The sequence below is a fragment of the Mucilaginibacter antarcticus genome, from assembly GCF_042686155.1.
Classification (GTDB): Bacteria; Bacteroidota; Bacteroidia; order Sphingobacteriales; family Sphingobacteriaceae; genus Mucilaginibacter; species Mucilaginibacter antarcticus.
In genome coordinates, this window is record NZ_JBHUON010000007.1 from 40057 (window position 1) to 64347 (window position 24291).

Sequence of the window (24291 nt, forward strand, 5' to 3'; positions counted from 1 at the left end):
CGAAATACCTTGACTAATTGTTTTAGCAAATTCTAAAAAAGCAAAAAAGCCAGGCTGGTTACCGCACCGCCTGGCTTAACTATAAACTGATCTAAAAAATATGGGACTTTACTATGGTTTTACTTTTTTTAGTGAATCTTGGGTTGTTTTTAAATCATGTTCCATTGCCTTAGCGTCTTTTTCAAAAGCTTTTTGCGCTTCTTTTAAATCAGCTTTTGCGTCGGCCATTGCTTTTGTCGATTCTTTAACATAGTTTTTAAATTCAGGGCCATTTAAATACTCTTGCGATTCTTTTATCTGCTTTTTAAATTCAGGGCTATCCATAGCTTTTTGCACTTCCTTCATCTGTTTTTTAAACTCAGGGCTACGGCTGAACAATGCCATATCAGAAGCTGTTTTTTGCAAATCAGCCATTTGCTTTTTCCACTCGGCGCTATCATAAAACTTTGCTAAATCTTCTGCGGTACCGTCAATGGCAAGTTGTTTTTGTTTAGTTTCAGTGGCCTTATAGTCGTCCATTTTTTGTTGCAGATGGGTAACCTTTTGTTTCCAGTCTGCACTTTCGAAATATTTAGCCAAATCCGCTTCAGATTTTCCTAGCTTTTCCATTGCTTTACCCCACTTAGGGCCGCTAAATTGTTTAGATATGGCCATTGCCTGGTCCATAATTACCTTTTGCTTTTTTTTCCACTCAGGCGAGTTGAATTGTTTCATAGCTTTCAGTCCTTGTTCCTGCTCCTTTTCGATGTTCTTTTTCCAAGCATCGCTTGCGTAATAGCTACGCAGTTTAGCAGCAATATTAGTATCAATGATATTGAACTTTATATCACTGGCGTTGCTTAAAAAGTCGTTCCTTTCCGCTTCGGGCAAATCGTTTATCGAGCTATATTCTTTTTTAACGCCGTTTTCATCCTCAATTATAATGGTGTATTTTTTCTTAGAGGTGTCGTTTACTTCTTTTTCAGTACCTGCATATTTAAAGCGCATGCTTTTTTTATGGCTTGGTTTTGGCGCAGGCTCGGGTTCGTCTTCGCTTTTAGTTGATAGAATTGCTGCTGCTACTTTTTTAATAGCCGACGCGTTTTTTATAACAACTTTTCCATCTTTAATTTCGGGGTTTAGCCAGGCAATGCTGGTTATGCTTAAAGCGAGCGCCAGGGTGGTTATTAGCACCGGGCGGATATTTACGGTTTTTGTTTTTGTTTTCATGATACGTTCAATACGGCTTAACAAATGATACTTTTTACCAGCGGCGGCCAATGTAAGCTGCCATTGCTGTTGTTTGTTTTCTTCGAGTTTTAAAAGTGCCTGGGCATATAAAAAGGGGCTGCCTGTTACCCGCACAACGGCATCGTCGCAACAGTTCTCGCGCTCCTGGTTAATAATATTTGCTATCAGGCGGGCAAACGGATTAAAGAACAAGAGTATGCTAACTACCTGTTGTATAAAGTTAAACAGGTAATCGTTACGCTTAACGTGGGCAAGTTCATGCATCAATATAGCTTCAATCTCGTCGGTATTTAAATAAGTAGTTAAAGTTACCGGCAGTAGAATAATAGGTTTAATAAACCCGGTTACGCAGGGCACGTCTACCCATTCACTAAAAGCAGCCTTTACAGGTTGGGCCACATTTAGCTTGGTAGACAGGTGCTTAATGGTATTCTCAAAGCCACCGTCGGTTATGTTTTTACGGATACGGTAAATGCTGTTCCAGGCCAGCGATAATTTTAGTGTGTTAAATACCACACCCACCACATACGCCATGGTTAGGTAAGGCATATATTGGGCAATAGTGAAATAGAGCTGATTGGCAGGGGCATTTACCTGTTGCATAACAGCCGGTAGGGTTAGCGACGTTATCTGCAAAGCGGTTGTTGATAGCCAGTTATATTGATTAAGCTGCTGAAAGAGGGTAACCACGAACCAACCCAGTGTACTCACTAATGTAAAATAGCTAACGCGATATTTTGCTGCTGATGACAATGCCGGCGTAGCCGTCAAAAACAACCGCAACGCGATATACACGATTAGTCCCTGCCACAACGAGTGGATTATGGTTATACCTAAAACCTGGCTAATGTTATATAACAGATTTTGCATGACGTAATTTTTTAAATTTAAGTTTTACTAATCTCTAACCTTCAATCCCTAATCCTTGCGCTCAAACTGCTGTAGATATTTCTTAATCGCATCAATCTCGTCAGACGATGCACGGTGCTGACCAAGTGCCTGTATCACCAGGTCGGCAGTAGATCCTTTAAACACAGTATCCAAAATTTTGTCAAGCGCGGTGTTTTGTGCCTGCTCACGGCTTATCACTGCTTTATATAAATGGATCTTAGCATTAGTGTCGCGTTCAACTAATCCTTTATCAGCCATTATTTGCATCAGTTTAAGGGTGGTGGTATAACCGGCATCTTTGTTTTTAGTAAGTTCTTCATGCACTTCGCGAACGCTGCACTGGCCCTTTTTCCAAATCACCTGTAATATCTCAAGTTCGCTTTCTGTTGGTTTCAAATCCATGTCTTTCTTCTTCTACGAATATCTTCGTACAAAGATGTACGATAGATTTCGTATATCAAAATTATTTGTGAAATTTTTTATTTTTTATTTAAAGTTGCAGACGCAAGGCATTGCGTCTCTACATACTATTGCCCATATTTGCATTGATATTAACCTATCAAAAAACATTCACTCAATCACTCATTTAAAATTTCACTCATAAATACATGGCAGACGAAAAAATAATTTTTTCAATGGCCGGGGTTAGTAAAGTATATCCCCCGCAAAAAACAGTATTAAAAAATATATACCTCAGCTTTTTCTATGGCGCCAAGATTGGTGTTATTGGTTTAAACGGCTCAGGTAAATCGTCCTTGTTAAAAATCATAGCCGGGATAGATAAAACCAATATTGGCGAGGTGGTGTTTTCACCGGGCTACTCTGTGGGTTACTTAAGCCAGGAGCCGGAGCTCGATCCTGAAAAAACCGTCCGCGAAATTGTGGAAGAAGGCGTATCAGAAACCACCGCGCTGCTTAAAGAGTACGAAGAGATCAACGAAAAATTTGGTTTAGAAGAGTATTATGGCGATGCTGATAAAATGGATAAGCTGATGAGCCGCCAGGGCGAATTACAGGATCAGATAGATGCTGTTAACGCCTGGGAACTGGACACTAAGTTAGAGCGCGCTATGGACGCACTGCGTTGCCCGGAACCTGATACGAAGATTTCGGTCCTATCTGGTGGCGAGCGCCGCCGCGTGGCCCTATGTCGCTTGTTGCTAAAAGAACCTGATGTTTTATTACTGGATGAGCCTACCAACCACTTAGATGCCGAGTCTATCGACTGGTTGGAGCAACACTTAAAACAATATAAAGGCACTGTTATAGCCGTAACCCACGATAGATATTTCTTGGACAACGTAGCCGGCTGGATCTTAGAGCTTGATCGTGGCGAAGGCTTGCCATGGAAAGGTAATTACTCATCGTGGTTAGATCAAAAGTCAAAACGCTTAGCCCAAGAGGATAAAACTGAAGGTAAGCGCCAGAAGGCTTTAGAACGCGAATTAGAATGGGTGCGCATGGGTGCCAAAGGGCGTCATACCAAATCAAAGGCACGTTTATCAAATTACGAAAAACTGGCATCCGAAGAAACTAAGGAGCGCGAAGAGAAACTGGAACTATTCATTCCACCGGGCCCACGTTTGGGTAATGTGGTTATAGAGGCCAACGGAGTAAGCAAAAGTTATGGTGATAAGTTATTGTTTGATAACCTGAACTTCAGCTTGCCTCCTGCGGGAATCGTTGGTATAATTGGCCCCAATGGTGCGGGTAAAACTACTTTGTTCCGTTTAATTACCGGTCAGGACCAGCCCGATGCCGGTACCTTCCGGGTTGGCGAAACGGTACACTTAGGTTATGTTGACCAGATGCATGATGACCTTGACGCTAACAAATCTGTTTGGGAAAACGTAACCGGTGGCCTGGAGACTATTATGGTAGGTAACCGCCCGCTAAACTCGCGTGCCTACGTATCGCGCTTTAACTTTAATGGTGCAGATCAGCAAAAGAAAGTTGGCGTGCTATCTGGTGGTGAGCGTAACCGGGTTCATTTATCCATCACCCTAAAAAAAGGAAGTAACGTACTGCTGCTGGATGAGCCTACCAATGATATTGACGTAAATACTTTACGTGCCTTAGAAGAAGCCTTGGAAAACTTTGGTGGCTGCGCGGTAATCATCAGTCACGACAGGTGGTTTTTAGACCGGATCTGTACGCATATCCTGGCGTTTGAGGGTAATTCTCAGGTTTACTTCTTTGAAGGCAACTATTCTGATTACGAAGAGAACCGTAAAAAACGCTTAGGCGACGTTGGTCCGAAGCGGATCAAGTATAAAAAACTGACGGATTAAATTCTCTTGTCTGAAGGCTTAACGCGAAAAGGCTAACCAAACGGTTAGCCTTTCTTGTTTATAGCTTTTTGATTTATTCCGCAGGTATCAATACCATTTTCACTTTAATGTTGTCAGTTGGTTTTACCGGTGGCTGACCTGCGGTTGCAGATTGCGCGTAAAATGTTATTTGCCCTACAGAGTGTATGTAGCTGAACGAATTACCGTTAAACACTTCCGGGATTTGTTCATATACACCTTGAAAGAATGAAAAATACACAAGGGTAGCGCCATTGTCGTTAAAGAATTTGTTAAGCGCTTCAGCCTGAATTTTCACAGAATACGATTTACCATCCGCTTCTAATACCCAGCTGCTAGCCGGTATGTCTACGTTATATACTTCGTTCCGTGTTTCTGATACGTAAGTTTTTTTACAGGCAGCAAATGCCATGACCACTATGGCCAGAAATGCAATCGATAATATTTTTTTCATAAAGTAAGTTTTTATACACAATAAGATGCTTAGATAACGCAAAGGTTTAACGTTGGTTTGTTTTTTATTTAAATAGCCAATTTGTTGCGTAATAGGGGTTAGCGCGACATCCGGCGTGCTGTTGCTGGTGTGCCAGGCAAGGGATGCTTATATAACAAAAATGCCCCCGTTTTATCGGGGGCATTTTATATTAGTTTTGCTCTTCTTGCTTCGGCTTTTTGTTTGAAACCTTTTTAGCAGCTATTTTAATCTCGTCAGCTTCTTTATCATAGTCGACAACCATGGTTTCGCCTTCATGCAGCTCGCCTTTTAATATTTCTTCGGCAATTGGGTCTTCCAGGTATTTTTGGATAGCACGTTTTAGCGGACGGGCGCCAAATTGCGAATCGTAACCTTTTTCGGCAATGAATTTTTTAGCTACCTCAGTAAGCTCAATTTTATAACCTAAGCTGTTAACACGTCCAAATAAGGCAGCCAACTCAATATCAATAATTTTGAAGATCTCTTCCTCACCAAGTGAGTTAAATACAATCACATCATCAATACGGTTTAAAAACTCAGGAGCGAAAGCACGTTTTAAAGCGTTCTCAATCACACCACGTGAGTGCGCGTCTGCCTGGTTGGTTTTTGCATTGGTAGTAAAACCAACACCCTGGCCAAAGTCTTTCAACTGGCGTGCGCCGATGTTCGAGGTCATGATGATAATTGCATTTCTGAAATCAACTTTGCGGCCTAATGAGTCGGTAAGTTGCCCTTCGTCTAACACCTGTAAAAGAATGTTAAATACATCAGGGTGCGCTTTCTCTATCTCGTCTAACAATACTACCGCGTAAGGTTTGCGGCGTACCTTTTCGGTAAGCTGTCCGCCTTCTTCGTAACCTACATAACCCGGAGGCGCACCTACTAAACGAGATACTGCGAATTTCTCCATGTACTCGCTCATGTCAATTTGAATCAGGGCATCCTCGGTATCAAACATAAAACGGGCAAGCTCTTTAGCTAACTCTGTTTTACCTACACCGGTAGGGCCTAAAAATACAAACGAACCGATAGGTTTTTTAGGGTCTTTCAATCCCGCGCGGGTACGCTGTATAGCACGCGCCAGTTTTTTAACAGCATCGTCCTGACCGATGATTTTCTCACCAATCTTTTCAGACATGTGCAGCAATTTCTGGCTGTCAGCCTGGCCAACTCTTTGAACCGGTATACCGGTCATCATTGACACCACTTCGGCAACATTATCTTCGGTTACCGTGTAACGTTTAGATTTTGTCTCCGCTTCCCAGGCAGCCTTTGCTTGCTCTAATTCTTCAAGCAAGTGCTTTTCGGTATCCCGCAGTTTAGCTGCTTCTTCATACTTCTGGCTGCGAACAACCTTGTTTTTCTCAATCTTTATCTGCTCTATCTTGTTCTCAATCTCCAGTATTTCTTGCGGAACGTGGATATTGGTCAAGTGAACACGCGAGCCTGATTCGTCCAACGCGTCAATAGCTTTGTCCGGTAAAAAGCGGTCGGTTATATACCTTGTAGTTAAGGTAACGCAAGCTAGTATGGCTTCGTCGGTATAAGTAACACCGTGATGCTCTTCGTATTTCTCTTTAATGCGGTTTAAAATCTCGACAGTTTCATCAGGCGTAGCCGGCTCAATCATTACTTTTTGAAAACGACGGTCTAAAGCGCCATCTTTCTCAATAAACTGACGGTACTCATCTAATGTTGTTGCGCCAATGCATTGAATTTCGCCCCTGGCCAACGCCGGTTTAAACATGTTAGATGCATCTAATGAACCTGACGCGCCACCCGCACCAACAATGGTATGGATCTCGTCAATGAACAAAATCACATCCGGCGATTTTTCAAGCTCGTTCATCACAGCTTTCATACGCTCTTCAAACTGGCCACGGTATTTGGTGCCTGCAACTAATGATGCAAGATCCAACGTAACTACGCGTTTGTTAAACAACACACGCGAAACTTTACGCTGTACAATACGCAATGCTAAGCCTTCTGCAATGGCAGATTTACCAACACCAGGCTCACCAATCAATATTGGGTTATTCTTTTTACGGCGCGATAAAATTTGCGATACCCGCTCAATCTCTTTCTCACGGCCTACAATCGGGTCTAATTTACCATCCTCTGCAGCGCGGGTTAAATCGCGGCCAAAGTTGTCTAGTACCGGGGTTTTTGATTTTATGTCTGATACCTTTTTAGGCTGGTTAAATGCTTCTTCTTCTTTAAAGTCGTCATCACCGCCGCTTGATGTGCCGGGCATCTCGTCTGTTACGTTGTTTTTATGCGCTTCAACTTCGCCTTTAAACACCTCGTAATTAACGTTAAACTGCATCAATATTTGCGATGCTATATTATCCTCATCGCGTAGTATAGATAGCAGCAAATGCTCGGTACCTATAACATCACTTTTAAAAATTTTAGCTTCAAGGTAAGTTATCTTCAATACTTTTTCGGCTTGTTTGGTTAGCGGTATGCTACCGATATGTACATTAGTTCCTATAGTTCCTTTAACAGCGTCTTCCACAGAACGGCGCAGTCTGGCTGTATCAACTGCCAGTTCTCTCAGCAGTTTAATAGCTACGCCGTCACCATCACGGATAAGGCCAAGCAAAAGATGTTCTGTACCAATATAATCATGGCCCAGACGTAAAGCCTCTTCCCTGCTGTATTGTATCACATCCTTAACCCGTGGCGAAAATTTTGCTTCCATATATCTCCTAATTATACGTCACAATATATCAAAATGTTTCTATACTGCTGACGCCTTGTTTTCTAACTTATTAACAATATTACTGCCAAGTTTGTGGGCTTGCAATAAACAGACATTATTATGATGTGCAATGTATTAAAACTTCAACTTAATGCAACATCCCTTCTGAAAATTAGCTTTCAATGAGTGATTAACCAACTGATAACGCTGCTAATTACTTATTTGATATAGTAATTACACAATAGTTTAATACAAACAGGAATAGAATTGCGCGCCTGTAGAAAAAAAGGCAGGCTTAGTGACATAAAGGCACGCTTTCTTAGCAATCGGCTTCCGAATGGCTGAAACTGGGACTGGGTTGTGACTTACTTAGGGATGCTGAAATTAAAGGTGGCGCCTTCACCCGGGACTGATTTAACGCTGACGTCTCCATTAAGGGCGGTAAGTAAATCTTTAACGGTAGACAGTCCTATGCCTGTACCTTTTTGGTTGTACCTATCGGTTATTTTAAGGGTAAAACTGTTAGTGAAGATCTTGTCATGATACTCGGGGGCTATGCCCATCCCGTTATCGCTTACTTCAAAATGATAGTATTGTTCGTCCTCGCGGTAGTCAATTTTGATCAGTCCGGCCGCCTTGTCATTGTAGCGAATGGCATTGCTGATTAAATTGATCATTATTTGCTCGAAAGCAACCGACGACATAAATAGCTCGTGCCTGCCTTCGGGCATCACAATAGCTATGTTTACGGGTTTTGAAAGCATTTCAACAACGCGTGTAATTACCCGATGCAATTCAAACTGCTGCTTATTAACTAATAGCAACGATGGCGACTGCGAATAAGCCAGCATCTCGTCAATCAGTTTTAACAAGTGTTTGGTAGATGTTATATTCAGGTCTATTAATCGTGTGCATGATGGCTCGCCCAGTTTTTCAAGCCTGATCTTTAGCGCCTGGGAGGTTAATTGAATACTGCTCAGCGGATTTTTGATATCATGGGCCGCCATGGTTGCAAACTTCTGTATCAGCATGTTCGAGTTCACTAGCTCCTGGTTTGTCTTCTCGAGCAGCCGCACTTTGCGGCGCAGTTCAAGTTTATCCATTACCTGCGTTGCCAGCGTTTTAAGCGCATCAACCTGGTAAGGGCTCAGAACATGCGTTTGCTGATCAACCATACAAAGGCTACCCAGCGCGTGACCATCCTCGTTAACCAATGGCACGCCCGCATAAAACATAATTTTGGTAGGGCCGGTAACCATGGGGTTTTGCACAAAGCGTTCGTCTTGTGTGGCATCCGGAACAATCATCAAGTCGTCGCCCGAAGCTAACAGATGTGTACAAAATGAAAGCTCGCGCATGTTTTCGGTAATGTCGGTACCATGGTGCGCCTTAAACCACTGGCGCTTTTCGTCAATAAACGTTATCAATGCTATAGGTACCTGGCAAATGGCGGATGCCAGCGCGGCCAGCGCATCAAAATCTCTTTCCTCGGCTGTGTCAAATATATTGTATGATTGGAGTGCTACTAAGCGCTCGTCTTCATTTTGCGGCAGCGGAAATAGGGACATTAATTAGAGCAGATTTTGATATTTTGAGGTAATAACGCCAATATAACCAATTTCGGTTTAGCAGGATTCATTTGATAACAAAAAAAGCCCTATCTCAACAATCGTTGAAATTGGGAGGGTGTTAATATAGGTTAGGTGTTAGGTTATTTTTTCATGCCAAATTTACGTGGATAGTAGGCCAGCGTTAACATAAAGTACTGGCTCAATACGTTAGTACGCGTGCTTTGCACAGTGTTGGCATTAATGTAGTTTCTGAACGATTGATTTTGGCGCAAAATATCAAGTGCCGAAATTTTGATCTCAGCTTCGGCACCTTTTAAAAAACGGTAACCAATATCGGCGTTCAAAATGGTATAATACACATTGTCTTTAACGCCTGATGATTTTGTATTATTAAATTCAACCCGGCTGTTAAAGAAAATACTGCGTGGAAAGGCGAAAGCTACACCCGCGCGGGTAGACCAGGTGTAATAAGTGTTTTGACTAAATCCAACTTGGGTTATTTTACCGCCATCAACCCTTTCTTCAGCGCTGGCAGTCCATATTGATTTGTAGGTATACGTAGCTGCTCCTGATAAATTGCCGCTGGCGTTGTTAACATCGTAAACGGTTCCGTTAACAACAGTTCCATAGCGGCTGTAGCTAAAGCTCGAGTTGCCGTTAAGTTGTACCTGGTGGTCTTTAAACCTATATGCTTTATTGATGTAACCACTATAATTAAGGTATCGTCTGCCCGAGCCATTAATAGAGGTACGTATCCTACGGCCAATGCTATTATCATACACACTGCTGTCAATAATATTATCCTTTGTAATACCAGCCGACAAGCTTAGGTAAGAATTCATGGCATTTTTAGTCTTTTGGTCATAAAAGCTATAGGTAAAGCTCAACTGGTGATTGTAAGACGGCCTTAAATTAGGGTTACCTATAGGTACGTCATAAATATTAGAGTTATCATAAATAGGCGCTATCTGGTCAACCGTCGGAAACTGCACGTTGGTGCTGTAGCTCAGGTCATAATTTTTAGAAAAATCGCCATATTGATAATTACTATAAGAAATACTGGCGGTGGGGATGAAGTAATGATACGTCCGGTCAAGATTCTGGATAGACTGTAGCGCGCTATTACGCTGGCTATACATTTGGCCCCTCGCAGTAGCATTAATGCTCAAATACTTAGAATACCTGTTATCCAGAGATTTACTGAAACTTTTAGAAAATGAAATACTGGGTTTTTCGTCAACTGTTTTATAATGGCTAACGTTGGTAAGCGATTGATTTATTACATACATTTTGGTAACCGTATCCCAGTTACTTACCTGCCGGTTTTCATTGTTATCGTAAACAGCGATAGTATTGCCAATGCCAACCTGAAACAAGCGGAACCTGCGGGCAAAATATTGTGTAATGCCGCTAAAAGTAGTTGTAAGCGTATGGTTTGAGCTTTTATTGCGGCTATTGTACAAACGGTCTATGTAAAGGTTTTGCGCTGCGTCTGTAGCTTTAAAATCGGTAATTTCTCTGCTATTGTTATCTTCATTACCTAAGTTAAAGTTATAGCTAAGATCCATACTAAACCACTTGTTTTTGCGCTTTGCAAAATCATATTGACGCTGTATGGTACCCCTGAAATTTCCGGACAGATTGTTAGATGAGTTGTCGCTCTTTGACTGTTTGCTGTCTACAGACCCGATACCACTGCGCTCATTAAAAGCGTTACTAATACTTGTATTTGACGAAGTGCCGCGGTTGCTGTTTGCATAGATGGTACCGTTTATAGAACCATATTGAAAGCGCTTGTCATAACTGGCATTTGCGCGTATGTTAAAATTATCGCTTTTTCTGTCGCCTGTGCTGGTTCTGTTTACCTTATATTTAGTTTGATCAAGAGGCGTAGTTGGCAGTGTTTCTTCCGATGTGCCGTTAGATGTAGTATTGTTAATATTTGTACTGCTAAACATTTCGCCCTTTAACATATTGGTTTTGTAGTAAGCTTGTCGGGTATCACCTTCTTTACTGAAATCATGCGACCCTGTAAAGCCCCCACCACGGAAAATGTTATAGCCTTGCTGCCTAAAATCGCTATGGTAATCACTATTTATACCCTCGCCTTTAAACGAGTTAAAGCCCATAAGCGTGCTAACATCACCGGCCCTTTTGTTTACGTCGTTAGCTGCGCCCACCAAACTAAAGTTGTTTTTGGGCGAAAAATACGTGATCATACCATCTGCCGCGTAATGCTTCCTGGTACCGCCGCCTATACCAAATTTGCCAAAAACACCGTCTTGCTTGTCTTTTTTAAGCACAATGTTCATGTTGGTCTTTGGGTTCAACGGGTCCTCATCATTCTTATCCTGGTACACCTGTATTTTCTTGATAGAGTTTTTTGGGATGTTTTGCAGGGCTATCTTATTATCGCCACCAAAAAAGCTTTTTCCCATAACTAATAGCTCGTTAATTTTTTTACCATTAACAGTTATTATCCCATCGGCCCATACGGTTACACCGGGCAGCGCGCGCAAAAGGTCCTCCGCCACAGCATTGGTATCCAGCTTAAAGGCGGCGGCATTAAACTCCAATGTATCGCCGCGCATTTGCATCGGGGCCACGTCGGCGGTTATCACTACTTCATTTAATGTCTTATCAATCTTGGTAAGGTTCATGGTACCCAGATCAATGGTTTTTGTTTTGGGCGATATGGTAAACTCCTTTTTGTTTGACATATAGCCAATGTGGGTTGCAATAATGCGCAAGGGTACACCTACTGGTACTTCCTTCATGGTGTATTTACCCAATGTGTTTGATAGCTGATAAGCCACTAATTCGTTACCCGCTATTTTGTATAGCGATAATGTAGACGACTGCATTGCATAATTGTGCGCGCTGTCGCGCAGTATACCCGTAATAGTGCCCACCTTAATGGTGTCTTTTTTAGGTTGTTGGGCGCGTGCGGTGCTAAATGCCACCATGCTTATCAATAAAGCAAGGGCAAGCTTAAGTTGTGTTTTCACTCAGAATAGGTTTAATTGTGATGTTTGGTTTTTATAAGGTAGTATCGGGTCTCAGTTGGTATTTACAAGTCGTTTTTTAGCTTAAGCTCCAATATAACCGGGTTGTCTTTACGGCTGCCTTTTTTAAAGTAGTCTGCAAGTACCGGGGGATATTGTGCCTTTTGTTCTGCGGCTGCTTCGTGCGCCTTAAACATACCTAATGACGATATGCTCGAATATAACTTGCCGTTGGTGCTTGCCAGCAAACCTTCAAAAGAGTTGTAGGTAGCCTGGTCATAAATTGCCAGATGATATGACTTTTCATCCTGAGCGATATGCTTATAGGCTATTAACGTGCCAGTTTTAAGGTTATAGATTAGGTTATCTTCCTTATTTCCGCTACCCCAGGTAGCAGTTCTGAAAATTAGGTTGTCGCCAGACGCAAACGTGTTACTTACACAAAATATGGCGTCATTGTGTTTCTGAAAATACTCGTAACGTTTTTTATCATATTCTTTATTCGTAATAAAATCCATTGGTAACGACGAGAAATAGGGGAAGATAAACTTGTACGATAGCTTAATGGTATTTGGCGTTACAGAATAAATAGTATTTGTATAAGGCTTTGAATAAAAGTAAACGCTGTCTGTGCCCGACGCGGTTAAAGGGCCCAAGCCGCTTGAAATGATTTCGTCTGCTATGTTGGCCTCCTCGTCTTTAAAGCCCAAACCCTGCGCGTAAACCTTGTGATCATCATTGCTGTAATGTATTAACGATTTTGAATAGGTTTTCCAGTATTTATCTGTACTGTCCATTTTGTTGTACCAACCTGTCGAGATTGCCTTATCGGGCGATATAAAGTAATAATGCGAAGTGCTGATCTCATCCTTAGCCTGGTCTTCTCGCTGCAACTTTACAGATTTAACTACCTTACCATCATAGTCTGCGTATGATAGGGTTTTGTAGCCGTCTTTAGTGAAGATGATGTGCTTTGTCCATTTGTTAACACAAAAATCCCAAATGTAATTACTGCCGCTACCTTGTACGCTTTTGATCTTGGCATGAAACTTACCTGTTTTGGTAAAAATCAAAATACTGTGCGTGTTATGATCAAGGATGATGTAGTAATCATCAACAACTTCCAGCTGCGCAATGCTGCCAAAAAGGCTCTCGTCTGTGGTTTCAAGCGGCACATAGTTTACTTCGGTAAAAAAGTCGGATACTACGCCGCCCATCGCATTTGAAGGGTCTACACGCAAGGTCATTGCCTTCGACGAATCGACAGGGATGATTTTTTGTGCTTCAACTTTTAAACTGCACAGCAAAAAAAGGCAGCAAAATAGTGTAAATGATTTGAGGGTTTTAGGGTGCATGTGTGTGATAAGTTGGTGGTTTTGGTTTGTTTGTCAATGATAATTAAAATACGGATGATTTTTAATGATTATGCATACTCAAATGGGTTGTTGCCCGGTAAAGATTTTGTGACAGCTAAAGGTGCATGTACTGCGGCGATGCTACAAGGTAGATTTAGTAAGCGACCTATTTGAGCGAGTATTGAGCTTTGTGTAGCTGTCAAACCAAAAGTCTTTGTATAGTGCGGGGCGATTTGCTTAGTCGTTTTTTTTAATGATGCCGGTAAAACAGCAGCCATAAACAGGCAGCAACAAATAGCTAGCCTTTTAAATAAGGTTGTAATGTGCATTGTGACGGGATATTTGGTTTAACGGTATTAATAAAATGTAACGCAAAAATAGCTACAGAACCAGCTGATTATCAGCAACCGGTAGGCTTATTTAACGTTTTTTAACTTTATTTAACACTGCGACCAATATTTATAGCTAAGGTTTAACGGGTTATAAAATTTTGCACCCCTAATTGTTAATTATATTAATAATTAGCTCAAATCTTAACCTTATCAACACAGCTATAGAAATTGGTCCATCTAAGGTAATACTAATCAATTAGTATTTAAACTATTTTCTTAGTGATAGACGTTACGCATTGATAATCAGGGTAAAATAATTTACGATAGGGCAATGTTTGCCTGACTGTTTAAAATTTGCTATTTTAAAGCCTTTAAAAGCCCGATATATATAATGAAAAGATTACTGGCACTAAGCCTTGTAGCAAGCAGCGCCTTTGGCGTACAGGCGCAGCAAAAAACATTAATGGGTTTTACGCCCGCAAACTCGGCTAAGCAATTGCAAACGGAGCAACAGTTTGACCAATCTATCAATCCTGCGCGCATTGGCGAAACGCTGAAAGAACTGGCCGCTGTGCCGCATCACATTGGTTCGGCGGGTGGTAAAGCGGTTGCCGATAAAATACTGGCCAGGCTAAAATCCTATGGCTTTGACGCTAAATTGCAGCCTTATAAAGTGTTGTTCCCAACGCCTAAAACGCGCCTGCTGGAAATGACAGGCCCAACAAAATACACCGCCATCCTTAAAGAGAAAGCTGTACCCGGAGACGAATACTCTGGCCAGGCCGGGCAACTACCCACTTACAATGCCTGGAGCGCAGACGGCGACGTAACCGGGCAACTGGTTTTTGTAAACTATGGCCTGCCCGAAGATTATGAAACACTGGCCGATATGGGAATTGATGTTAAGGGAAAGATCGTAATAGCCAAGTACGGTAAATCGTGGCGGGGGATAAAACCTAAGGTAGCGTATGAGCATGGCGCCATAGGTTGTATTATTTACTCTGACCCTAAAGATGATGGCTACGTTGCCGGCGATGTATACCCGAAAGGCGCTTACAAGAACGAAACTGGCGTACAGCGCGGCTCTGTAATGGACATGGTGCTTTATCCCGGCGACCCGCTAACCCCGGGAGTTGGTTCGACAGAGAAAGCCGTACGACTTGACCGTAAAGATGCTACCACGATTCTAAAGATACCTGTGTTGCCTATAAGCTATCAGGATGCGAAACCATTATTAGAAGCGCTTGAAGGCCCTGTAGCCCCGGCCGAATGGCGCGGTGGCCTGCCCATTACCTACCACATTGGCCCTGGTACTGCCACTGTGCATTTAAAGTTAGAATTTAACTGGGATCTGGTGACAGCTTACAACGTTATAGGGGTGTTGAAAGGATCAACCTACCCGGATCAATGGGTGCTACGGGGTAATCACCATGATGGCTGGGTTAATGGTGCCGATGATCCGCTGAGTGGGCAAACCGCTTTACTTGACGAGGCAAAAGCCATTGGCGACCTGCTTAAAACCGGTTGGAAACCTAAGCGCACCATAGTGTATTGTGCCTGGGATGGTGAAGAACCGGGCTTGTTAGGTTCAACCGAATACGCCGAGGATCACGAAAAAGAACTGCAGCAAAAAGGGGTGGTTTACATTAACACTGATGATAGCTCAAGAGGGTTTTTAAGCGCCGGCGGATCGCACGCGTTAGAGAATTTTATGGGCGAGATTGCAGAGAGTGTAATAGATCCTGAAACGAATGTTACGGTTGCTGAACGTAAGAAGGCTAACGATTTAGTGAACGCGTCATCAGTAAAAGCTAAGAAAGAGGTAATGGATCGTAAGCTTGATAAGCTATCGGCGTTAGGTTCCGGGTCAGATTTTTCGTCGTTTTTACAGCACTTAGGTGTGCCGGCCTTAAACTTAGGCTATGGCGGCGAAGCGGGCGGCGGCGATTATCACTCTATTAATGACTCGTACGCGCATTATGTGCGTTTCAAAGATCCGGGGTTTATTTACGGCGCGTTACTGGCCAAAACTACCGGCCATATTGTGCTGCGCATGGCTAATGCTGACGTTCTGCCATTTGATTTCCGCAGCCTGTACACTACGCTTAACGGCTACAGTAAAGAGCTGATAGACCTAACCAGCAACCTGCGCGAAACCACCGCCATGCAAAACCAGCTGGTAAAAAGCAACGCTTTTAAACTGGCTGCCGATCCAACCAAAAAACTGGCTACACCAACCGCCAAGCCGGAAGTACCGGCTATAGATTTTACTGCCTTAACAAACGCGCTCGACGCGCTTAAAGTAAGCGCCGACAATTTAGCCATCAAGCTAAGTACAGCCACAGAATCAAAGATTGACAAGAAAGCATTAAACGAGATTATCTATAAAGCTGAGCAACAATTATTATCGTCAATTGGCTTACCACGCCGCCCGTGGTACAAACACAGCATTTACGCTCCGGGGTTTTATACAGGTTACGGCGTTAAAACCATGCCCGGCATCCGGGAAGCGATAGAAGAGAGGAACTGGACGGAAGCGAACGAGCAAATTAAAGCAGTGTCTGCTACTGTAAATGCGCTGGCGGCGTATTTGAGCCAAGCAGCCAAGTAGTTATAGATCTTGTCATTGTGAGTATAGCGAAGAATTTTCTACGATCTACCTACAAGATTCTTCGCTTTGCTCAGAATGACAACGTGTTATTTGTGTGATGTTATAAACCTCTTGCATCCATCCTCAATCAACTTAAACACAGGCTCAAATTGATGGTCGTCATGATATGGGTCGGGTACTATCTGGTCAACCAATAGTAGCGTTACTTTTTTACGTCGGCGTCATTACGGGCCATGGCCAGTACATTGCTCAGGTTGCTTTTATCCATCACCAGGATATGATCAAAGTCGTCAAAATCTGATGGGCGAAACAGTCGGCAGATTTGCTTACTGATGTCGATACCGTAGTTATGCGCTACTTTAACGGAGCGACGGTCGGGGCCCTGACCAATATGCCAATCGCCGGTACCTGCCGAGTCGATCTGCCAGTCCAAACCCTCTTTATCAGCCAGGTGCTGCGTTACCCCCTCGGCCAATGGCGAGCGACAAATGTTGCCAAGGCAAACCATTAGTATTTTCATGTGGATGTGAAGATGTGCTACAGGCAGATATGCAAATGATTTGATGAGCTAGATAATCTGCATCCCCCCTCGCATCTGCATATCTGCACATTTAAAATTTATCCAAAAATTTGATTTAACAGTCCGGCTAATCTAATACCGCCTTTTAGCAATTGCTGATTAAGGGTTTCCAGATAGATAAAGTTGTAGCGGTAGCTCAACGTTTCGCCTTGTTTAACTCCTTTGTAAAGCTGATCAGCAAGCTGGCTCGACTCAAACACCCATTTGCTAATGGGCGTTGACTGCAGTGTTTTGATCTGCGCTGGTGTTACATGATCAATAGCCGAAACATATTCCGTGTAGCTAAGCTCTTGAAAATTAACCAGCTCTGTATCCCAAATAGAATGCAAGTTGGTAGGTTTGCTAAACCAATTTACCTTGATGCCGTTACCCCCTTGGTCGCTCTCGTGCCCGGTATGCAACGGCTGGTGAATGTCTTCTACAATATGAATGATCATTCGCAGGTAAAGCAGCCTGGTTTGCTTGCCGGTGGTTTTCTTTTTAAGCTCATCAATCATAAACTGGAGCTTGTTGTAAGCGTTAGGATTGGTGTCATGCTCCAATATCTCCAGCATTTCGGGGTAGCTTAACGGCCGTTCAAAATCTACAAAATGCCAGTTATACAAGTACTTATAAGTTGAATCCGACTTTATAAAATCAGCCCAGTTACTGGCCATAGCTATTGATTCGTTGCCTAAAATGGCTTTAATGGCTGTGCGTGCTTTAAGTGTCAGGTGGTCTTCGGCTATCTGGCCGCTAATTCGATGTCCATTAGTGCCCCAGGCCATAGCTTGTACCGGGATGTATGACAAGGCTATCGCGATAGCGACTTTTTTCAGTATGTTCAATTTCATGTTAAATGGGTTTTGGGACACAGATGGTACGTTTAATTAGATGTAAATTAACAGGTATTACGTTTGATGTACTTGAAAATTGCACAGTTGAATCGGCTTGCTTGCTTATTTTGAAACTGCCGTCGTAAGGGCCAGAGCGAAAACAGCCTGCCTGCTTTTTCAATGTAAAGTCTGCATTGCAAAAGTTGCCGCGTATACGCAGGGTATCATTAGTTTGATGATAAGTGCCGCGTACATATTCTTTCCAGGCCCCCTTGTTCATACAGCTATCCATCCCAGAGTTTACCTTGGCATACGAATCAATTTCAATATACACAGAATCGCACGTAAAGTTAAACCGGTGGAGCGAATAATTGAGCAATTGCTTCTGCATGGGCACATCGTCTTGCTTCCACTCGCCTTGCAGATAGGCTTCGCCGTTGCCTTGCATGTTCGGGTTAAGCGAGCATGCCGATAAAATCAAGGTAAAAGCAGAAAGGAGAACGGCAAAAGCTTTTTGCATTATTGGGTATTAAGGTCATTCTGGATATAGCGAAGAATCTGTGATAGTTGAAGATTCTTTGCTATATCCAGAATGACCAACTCTTATTTTAATGAACCAATCATATCTTCAGGTCTTACCCATTCGTCAAACTGCTCGTTAGTAAGGTAGCCCAGGCTAATCGCAGCTTCGCGTAATGACGAGCCATTGCTTAGCGCTGTTTTGGCAATCTTGGCCGCTTTCTCATAACCTATGTGCGGGTTAAGTGCGGTTACCAGCATTAATGAATTTTCAAGGTGTTTCTTAATGCCTTCGTAATTCGGCTCAATGCCTGCAGCGCAGTTGTTGGTGAACGATACGCAGGCATCGCCAATTAAACGTGCCGATTGCAGGAAATTAGCGGCCATAACCGGCTTAAACACGTTAAGCTCGTAGTGACCGTTTGAACCAGCGATAGATATGGTAACATCATTACCCATAACCTGGGCCGCTACCATGGTAAGCGCCTCATTTTGGGTAGGGTTAACTTTGCCTGGCATAATAGATGATCCGGGTTCGTTATCGGGTATATGGATCTCGCCGATACCAGACCGCGGGCCTGATGCCAGCATGCGGATATCGTTACCAATTTTCATTAATGACACGGCAATTTGTTTTAAAGCGCCATGGCTCTCTACAATAGCATCGTGTGCTGCCAGGGCCTCAAATTTATTCTCGGCCGTAATAAATGGCAAGCCGGTAAACTCGGCGATATACTGAGCAACCTTAACATCATAACCTTGTGGGGTATTAATGCCGGTACCAACCGCGGTACCACCTAAAGCCAGTTCAGACAGATGGTCTAAAGTATTACGTAAAGCTTTTAGGCCATGGTTTAGTTGGGATACATAGCCAGAAAATTCTTGACCCAAAGTTAATGGCGTAGCATCCATAAGGTGGGTACGACCAATTTTTACAACGCTTTTAAAAGCTTCGCTTTTTGCCTGTAAGGCATCGCGTAATTTCTCAATACCCGGTATGGTAACGTCAATTAACATTTTATAAGCGGCAATGTGCATTGCCGTAGGATAGGTATCGTTTGATGATTGCGATTTGTTGACGTCATCATTTGGGTGGATAAAGGTTTTACCCTCGCCTAATAAGTTGCCGGCTAATACGTGTGCACGGTTAGCTACAACCTCGTTAACGTTCATATTTGATTGTGTGCCCGAGCCGGTTTGCCAAATCACCAATGGAAATTCAGCAGCTAACTTGCCTGCTAAAATCTCCTCGCAAACGGCGGCTATCTGGTCGCGTTTGTCAGCTGGTAAAACGCCCAGATCGGTATTGGTAAAAGCGGCAGCTTTTTTAAGATAGGCAAAGGCTTCAATAATCTCTTTTGGCATTGAAGCTTCAGGGCCAATTTTAAAATTGTTACGCGATCTTTCGGTTTGCGCGCCCCAATATTTGTCGGCCGGTACTTGTACCGCGCCCATAGTATCATGTTCGGTTCTGAAACTCATTACAGTAGCTATATTTTTACAGCCGCAAAGGTAGGGGTAAATCAGCGGGGATCTTAAATAATATTAAAAAAGTCGAGTTAATCCAAATTAGCATCTTGGATTATTTAATGAAGTCGTATCTTTCTAATATGAACGAGAAAGTATCTAGCGTCGATAAAGGAACAAAATTCGAAAAGTCAGTTGAAAAAGTTCTTAACTGGATGTATTCTCAATACGACAGTGTTTCTATAAAACACAATGTTTTAATTAATGGCCCAGATACAAATAGACAAATTGATGTCCTTATTACTGTGACTATACGTGATTTAGTGTTCAACGTTGCAGTGGAATGTAAGGATTACAAAGGTAGACTGCCAGTTGGCATACTAGATGCCTTTGTATCAAAACTCGAAGACGTTAGCGCAAGTAAAGGTATTATAATTGCTAGTAATGGATTTAGTTCATCGAGCATAGCTAAAGCTAGAAGAAAGGGTATTACTCTGTATTCTTTGACGGATAAAATTGAGTTCAATGACGCCGCATTGGACGTCACCATAGTTATAGAAGAAGTTATACCATTTGAAACAGAACTTAAAATTTCCGTAATGCGCGATGCAGCTCAAAATATGAAGGGTGAAACTTTAATAACAGATCCCTTAATAGTAAACGGATATGACGTTCACGAAACTCTTAAAGAAGCTTGGAAAGCTCAAACGTTGGAATATAAATTACATACAGATTTTCAAGAAATTCAAATACCTAAAATCGATCCACCCTATAGAGTCAACTATTTTATAAACACAAAAAATGATATGATCGACACGGTCGAAATCTCAGATTTTAACCCGAGATTAAAATTGAAAATCAATTACTACACTATTCCTTTAAAGGAATTAGTTGATTTAAAAGTACTTGAACATATAGAAGGTAAAAAATATGAAATGTTTATAGATATTGACACGATAACAAATTCACTGCCTAATGCAAAGCCTGTTAATAAAAGATTCGTTGAGGAGTTTGGAGGATCAAAATTTATCATCAACGTTAGAGGGCCTTTCAATATAACATCTATTGGAGGCGAATATACCGGAAGGGATTTTTTCGACAGTTAATACTTTATATCCCCGAAACCAACATAAATTGTATTTTTGAAAATATCGTAAAATCACAAACGACCTGTGAAGTCAACACATCGATGCAATCAAAAACAACAATGAAGAAGCTTTTCCTTTTAGATGGTATGGCCCTGATTTACCGGGCGCATTTTGCTTTAAGTAAAACCCCGCGATTTACTTCGGGCGGGTTAAATACATCGGCAGTAATGGGTTTTACCAATACCTTGCTTGATGTATTAAAAAAGGAAAAGCCTAGCCACATGGCGGTAGTATTTGATACCGACGCGCCAACCGAACGCCACACCGATTTTGCTGCCTACAAAGCACACCGCGAAAAAATGCCGGAGGATTTGTCTTCAGCTCTTCCATATGTAATTAAGCTGATACTGGGTTTTAACATCCCGGTTATTATGGCTGATGGTTTTGAAGCCGATGACATCATAGGCACCCTGGCAAAAAAGGCCGAGCAGAAAGGCTATAAGGTTTACTGTATGACACCTGACAAGGATTTTGCGCAGCTGGTGTCAGAGAACATCTTCGTTTATAAACCTGCCCGCATGGGTAACGATATGGAGATTTTGGGCGTACCCGAAGTTTTAAAGAAATGGGAGATTGAGCGCCCCGAGCAGGTAATAGATATTTTAGGTTTATGGGGCGATGCGGTAGACGGTATCCCGGGTATACCGGGCATCGGCGAAAAAACGGCCAAACTCCTGATCAAACAATACGGATCTGTAGAAGAGATTATAAACCATAGCCACGAATTAAAAGGCAAGCTTAAAGAAAACGTGGAGGCCTTTGCTGAGCAGGGCTTGCTGTCGAAAAAGCTGGCAACTATTAACCTGAACTCGCCGGTTGAGTTGGATGAGGCCGGACTTGAAATGTGCGACCCAAGCAAAGAGTTGCTGGAGCCATTGTTTGCCGAGCTGGAGTTTAGAACTTTGGGCCGTCGTGTTTTTGGTGATGATTTTAGTATCACAGAATACAAGGCGACATCTGCTGGAACGCAGATTGATTTGTTTGGCTCCGCTAACGCAGAGGGACGTACTACGATGACGGTTGACGTGCAGGATATTGGTTCGTCGCCAGATATGGTTATCGCCTCAAAAAACATAAACAACGTTGAGCATACCTATCACCTGGCAGATACGCAGGAGAAGCGGGCTGAACTCATCGCCCTGCTAAAACAACAAAAAAGCTTTTGCTTTGATACCGAGACTACCGGTACTGATGCAAACAATTGCGAACTGGTGGGTTTGTCATTTGCTGTAAAAGCCTTTGAGGGCTGGTACGTACCGGTTCCTGTAGATCAGGCAGAAGTTAAAGCCATTGTAACCGAATTTAAGGAGATAATGGAAGACCCTGCCATTGGCAAGATAGGTCAGAACCTTAAGTTTGATATCCTGATGCTGAAATGGTACGGCGTACAATTGTGCGGCGACTTGTTTGATACTATGATGGCGCATTACATTATAGACCCCGATACCCGCCATGGCATGGATGTGCTGAGCGAAAATTACCTGGGCTACAAACCGGTATCTATTACCGAACTTATAGGCCCTAAAGGTAAAAACCAGGGCAGCATGCGCGATGTGGAGATGGAGAAGATAAAGGAATATGCCGCCGAAGATGCCGATATCACCCTGCAACTAAAAGAAGTTTTTGAACCTAAGATAAAGTCAGTTGGGGCAGATGATCTGCTGCATAAAATAGAGAATCCGTTGATCTATGTCTTGGCCGATATTGAGCACGAAGGTGTTAAAATTGACCATAATACCCTTAAAGAGTTTTCGAAAGAATTAGAGATTGACATAGCTAAACTGGAAAAGACAGTTTATGAAAAGGCCGGTGTAAGGTTCAATATCGCGTCGCCAAAACAACTTGGCGAGGTGCTGTTTGAAAAGCTGATGCTTGACCCTAAAGCAAAAAAAACCAAAACCGGCCAATATCAAACAGGCGAGGATGTGCTGCTGGGCCTTGCCAACAAAAGCGACATAGTGCGCGAAATTTTAGATTATCGCCAGCTGCAAAAGCTAAAATCAACCTATGTTGATGCACTGCCGACTATGGTGAACCAAAAAACCGGCCGCGTGCATACCAGCTATAACCAGGCGGTAGCGGCTACGGGCCGTTTGAGTTCTACCAACCCTAACTTGCAAAATATCCCTATTCGAACCGAGCGCGGGCGAGAGGTGCGCAAGGCTTTCATCCCTAGGGATGATAACCACGTTATTGTGTCTGCGGATTATTCGCAGATAGAGCTGCGCATTATTGCCGAGATCAGTAAAGACGCTAATATGATGGCTGCCTTTGTTAATGGCATTGATATCCACACCGCTACAGCGGCCAACGTTTACGGTGTAGCGGTTGCTGATGTAGATAGCAGCCAGCGCCGTAATGCCAAGGCGGTTAACTTTGGTATTATTTACGGGCAGTCGGCCTTTGGTTTGTCGCAAAACCTGGGGATCCCGCGTAAAGAAGCTGCCGAGATCATTGAACAGTATTTTGCGCAGTTTCCGGGTATTAAGCAATACATGGCCGATACTATGAACTTTGCCCGCGAAAACGGGTACGTAACCACGTTAATGGGCCGCCGCCGTTACCTGCGCGATATTAACTCGGCCAACCAAACCGTGCGTGGTTTTGCCGAGCGAAATGCCATTAACGCACCAATACAAGGCAGCGCTGCAGATATGATCAAAATAGCTATGATCAACATCCACCGTGAGCTCAAAAGTCAAAAACTGGATAGCCGGATGACTATGCAGGTGCATGATGAGTTGGTATTTGATGTGCCTAAGCACGAGATAGAAATAGTGAAACCCATTATAATGGATAACATGCGGAATGCTATAAAAACCACTGTGCCTATTATAGTCGAAATTGGTACCGGAGCAAATTGGTTAGAGGCGCATTAATAAATCCAACCCTTTTGTATGACAAAAAAATAGTGGCGGGACCCTAAACCCGCCACTACCTTACAAACTAATAAACAATTACACAATTATAACTACTGTTACGAAGCGTGTTAGGTAGTGGTTGCCTGCAGTTAGATATTATCGAGAAGCTGTTTTGTTTCACGAGTGTGTGAGACGAGTGAAGCAAAGGACACAAGATATTCAATCAATTAATTAATTATAAGTCAGTTGTAAAAATACTATGAAACTGACTCGTCCTGAAAAATGACGGCAATTCGTAAAGTTAAGTAATTATTCATAGCGGAACGTCTTTTGGTGATTTTGTAACCGATGTCGTTAACTTTGAATACATCATAGCATACAGAGGCATTGGGATATAGAGGGCTTTTTTCGCCTCATC

16 protein-coding genes are annotated in these 24291 nt (G+C 42.7%); 4 read left to right on the top strand and 12 right to left on the bottom strand.

Going from position 1 to position 24291, the window contains the following annotated elements; translation table 11 throughout:
• Positions 1–111: 111 nt before the first annotated feature.
• Together ACFSYC_RS07740 and ACFSYC_RS07745 are read right to left on the bottom strand one after the other, a co-directional pair.
• Positions 112–2100, bottom strand: coding sequence for a M56 family metallopeptidase (locus ACFSYC_RS07740; protein WP_377125297.1), 1989 nt, complete (start codon positions 2098–2100; stop codon positions 112–114).
• Between the two features lie 48 nt (positions 2101–2148).
• Positions 2149–2523 carry a BlaI/MecI/CopY family transcriptional regulator gene (locus ACFSYC_RS07745; RefSeq protein ID WP_377125300.1) on the bottom strand — a complete coding sequence of 125 codons (375 nt, stop codon included), beginning with the start codon at positions 2521–2523 and terminating at the stop codon, positions 2149–2151.
• Positions 2524–2729: 206 nt separating this feature from the next.
• Between ACFSYC_RS07745 and ettA the strand changes: the two genes are divergently transcribed.
• Positions 2730–4412, top strand: a complete 1683-nt coding sequence (gene ettA / locus ACFSYC_RS07750) for an energy-dependent translational throttle protein EttA (RefSeq protein ID WP_377125303.1) — start codon at positions 2730–2732, stop codon at positions 4410–4412.
• Between the two features lie 73 nt (positions 4413–4485).
• On the opposite strand, the gene ACFSYC_RS07755 is transcribed toward ettA, so the two are convergent.
• The 6 genes from ACFSYC_RS07755 to ACFSYC_RS07780 all read right to left on the bottom strand — a co-directional run bounded on the left by ACFSYC_RS07755 (position 4486) and on the right by ACFSYC_RS07780 (position 13869).
• The gene (locus ACFSYC_RS07755; protein WP_377125306.1) at positions 4486–4884 is read right to left on the bottom strand and encodes a hypothetical protein; all 399 of its coding nucleotides are present in this window, start codon (positions 4882–4884) and stop codon (positions 4486–4488) included.
• 190 nt (positions 4885–5074) lie between these two features.
• Entirely contained in the window at positions 5075–7609 is a 2535-nt protein-coding gene (locus tag ACFSYC_RS07760; RefSeq protein ID WP_377125309.1) for an ATP-dependent Clp protease ATP-binding subunit, read from the bottom strand.
• A 365-nt stretch (positions 7610–7974) separates the two neighbouring features.
• Positions 7975–9177, bottom strand: a complete 1203-nt coding sequence (locus tag ACFSYC_RS07765; RefSeq protein WP_377125312.1) for a sensor histidine kinase — start codon at positions 9175–9177, stop codon at positions 7975–7977.
• 143 nt (positions 9178–9320) lie between these two features.
• A complete protein-coding gene (locus ACFSYC_RS07770) occupies positions 9321–12188 on the bottom strand; it encodes an outer membrane beta-barrel protein (protein WP_377125315.1) in 2868 nt (955 codons plus the stop codon).
• A 62-nt stretch (positions 12189–12250) separates the two neighbouring features.
• The gene (locus ACFSYC_RS07775) at positions 12251–13540 is read right to left on the bottom strand and encodes a 6-bladed beta-propeller (protein ID WP_377125318.1); all 1290 of its coding nucleotides are present in this window, start codon (positions 13538–13540) and stop codon (positions 12251–12253) included.
• A gap of 68 nt (positions 13541–13608) precedes the next feature.
• Entirely contained in the window at positions 13609–13869 is a 261-nt protein-coding gene (locus tag ACFSYC_RS07780; RefSeq protein WP_377125321.1) for a hypothetical protein, read from the bottom strand.
• 394 nt (positions 13870–14263) lie between these two features.
• Between ACFSYC_RS07780 and ACFSYC_RS07785 the strand changes: the two genes are divergently transcribed.
• Positions 14264–16483 carry a transferrin receptor-like dimerization domain-containing protein gene (locus ACFSYC_RS07785; RefSeq protein ID WP_377125324.1) on the top strand — a complete coding sequence of 740 codons (2220 nt, stop codon included), beginning with the start codon at positions 14264–14266 and terminating at the stop codon, positions 16481–16483.
• 202 nt (positions 16484–16685) lie between these two features.
• On the opposite strand, the gene ACFSYC_RS07790 is transcribed toward ACFSYC_RS07785, so the two are convergent.
• From ACFSYC_RS07790 to fumC, 4 genes are all read right to left on the bottom strand, one after another.
• The gene (locus ACFSYC_RS07790; protein WP_377125326.1) at positions 16686–17003 is read right to left on the bottom strand and encodes a low molecular weight protein-tyrosine-phosphatase; all 318 of its coding nucleotides are present in this window, start codon (positions 17001–17003) and stop codon (positions 16686–16688) included.
• A gap of 98 nt (positions 17004–17101) precedes the next feature.
• Positions 17102–17896 carry a S1/P1 nuclease gene (locus ACFSYC_RS07795; protein ID WP_377125329.1) on the bottom strand — a complete coding sequence of 265 codons (795 nt, stop codon included), beginning with the start codon at positions 17894–17896 and terminating at the stop codon, positions 17102–17104.
• Between the two features lies 1 nt (position 17897).
• Complete coding sequence (locus ACFSYC_RS07800; RefSeq protein ID WP_377125332.1) at positions 17898–18398, bottom strand: fumarate hydratase; 501 nt, start codon at positions 18396–18398, stop codon at positions 17898–17900.
• Positions 18399–18481: 83 nt separating this feature from the next.
• Complete coding sequence (fumC, locus tag ACFSYC_RS07805; protein ID WP_377125335.1) at positions 18482–19879, bottom strand: class II fumarate hydratase; 1398 nt, start codon at positions 19877–19879, stop codon at positions 18482–18484.
• Between the two features lie 128 nt (positions 19880–20007).
• Here fumC and ACFSYC_RS07810 point away from each other — a divergent pair, with 128 nt between their 5' ends.
• Both ACFSYC_RS07810 and polA read left to right on the top strand, forming a co-directional pair.
• A complete protein-coding gene (locus ACFSYC_RS07810) occupies positions 20008–20970 on the top strand; it encodes a restriction endonuclease (protein ID WP_377125337.1) in 963 nt (320 codons plus the stop codon).
• Between the two features lie 101 nt (positions 20971–21071).
• Positions 21072–23891 carry a DNA polymerase I gene (gene polA / locus ACFSYC_RS07815; RefSeq protein WP_377125340.1) on the top strand — a complete coding sequence of 940 codons (2820 nt, stop codon included), beginning with the start codon at positions 21072–21074 and terminating at the stop codon, positions 23889–23891.
• Positions 23892–24291: the final 400 nt, after the last annotated feature.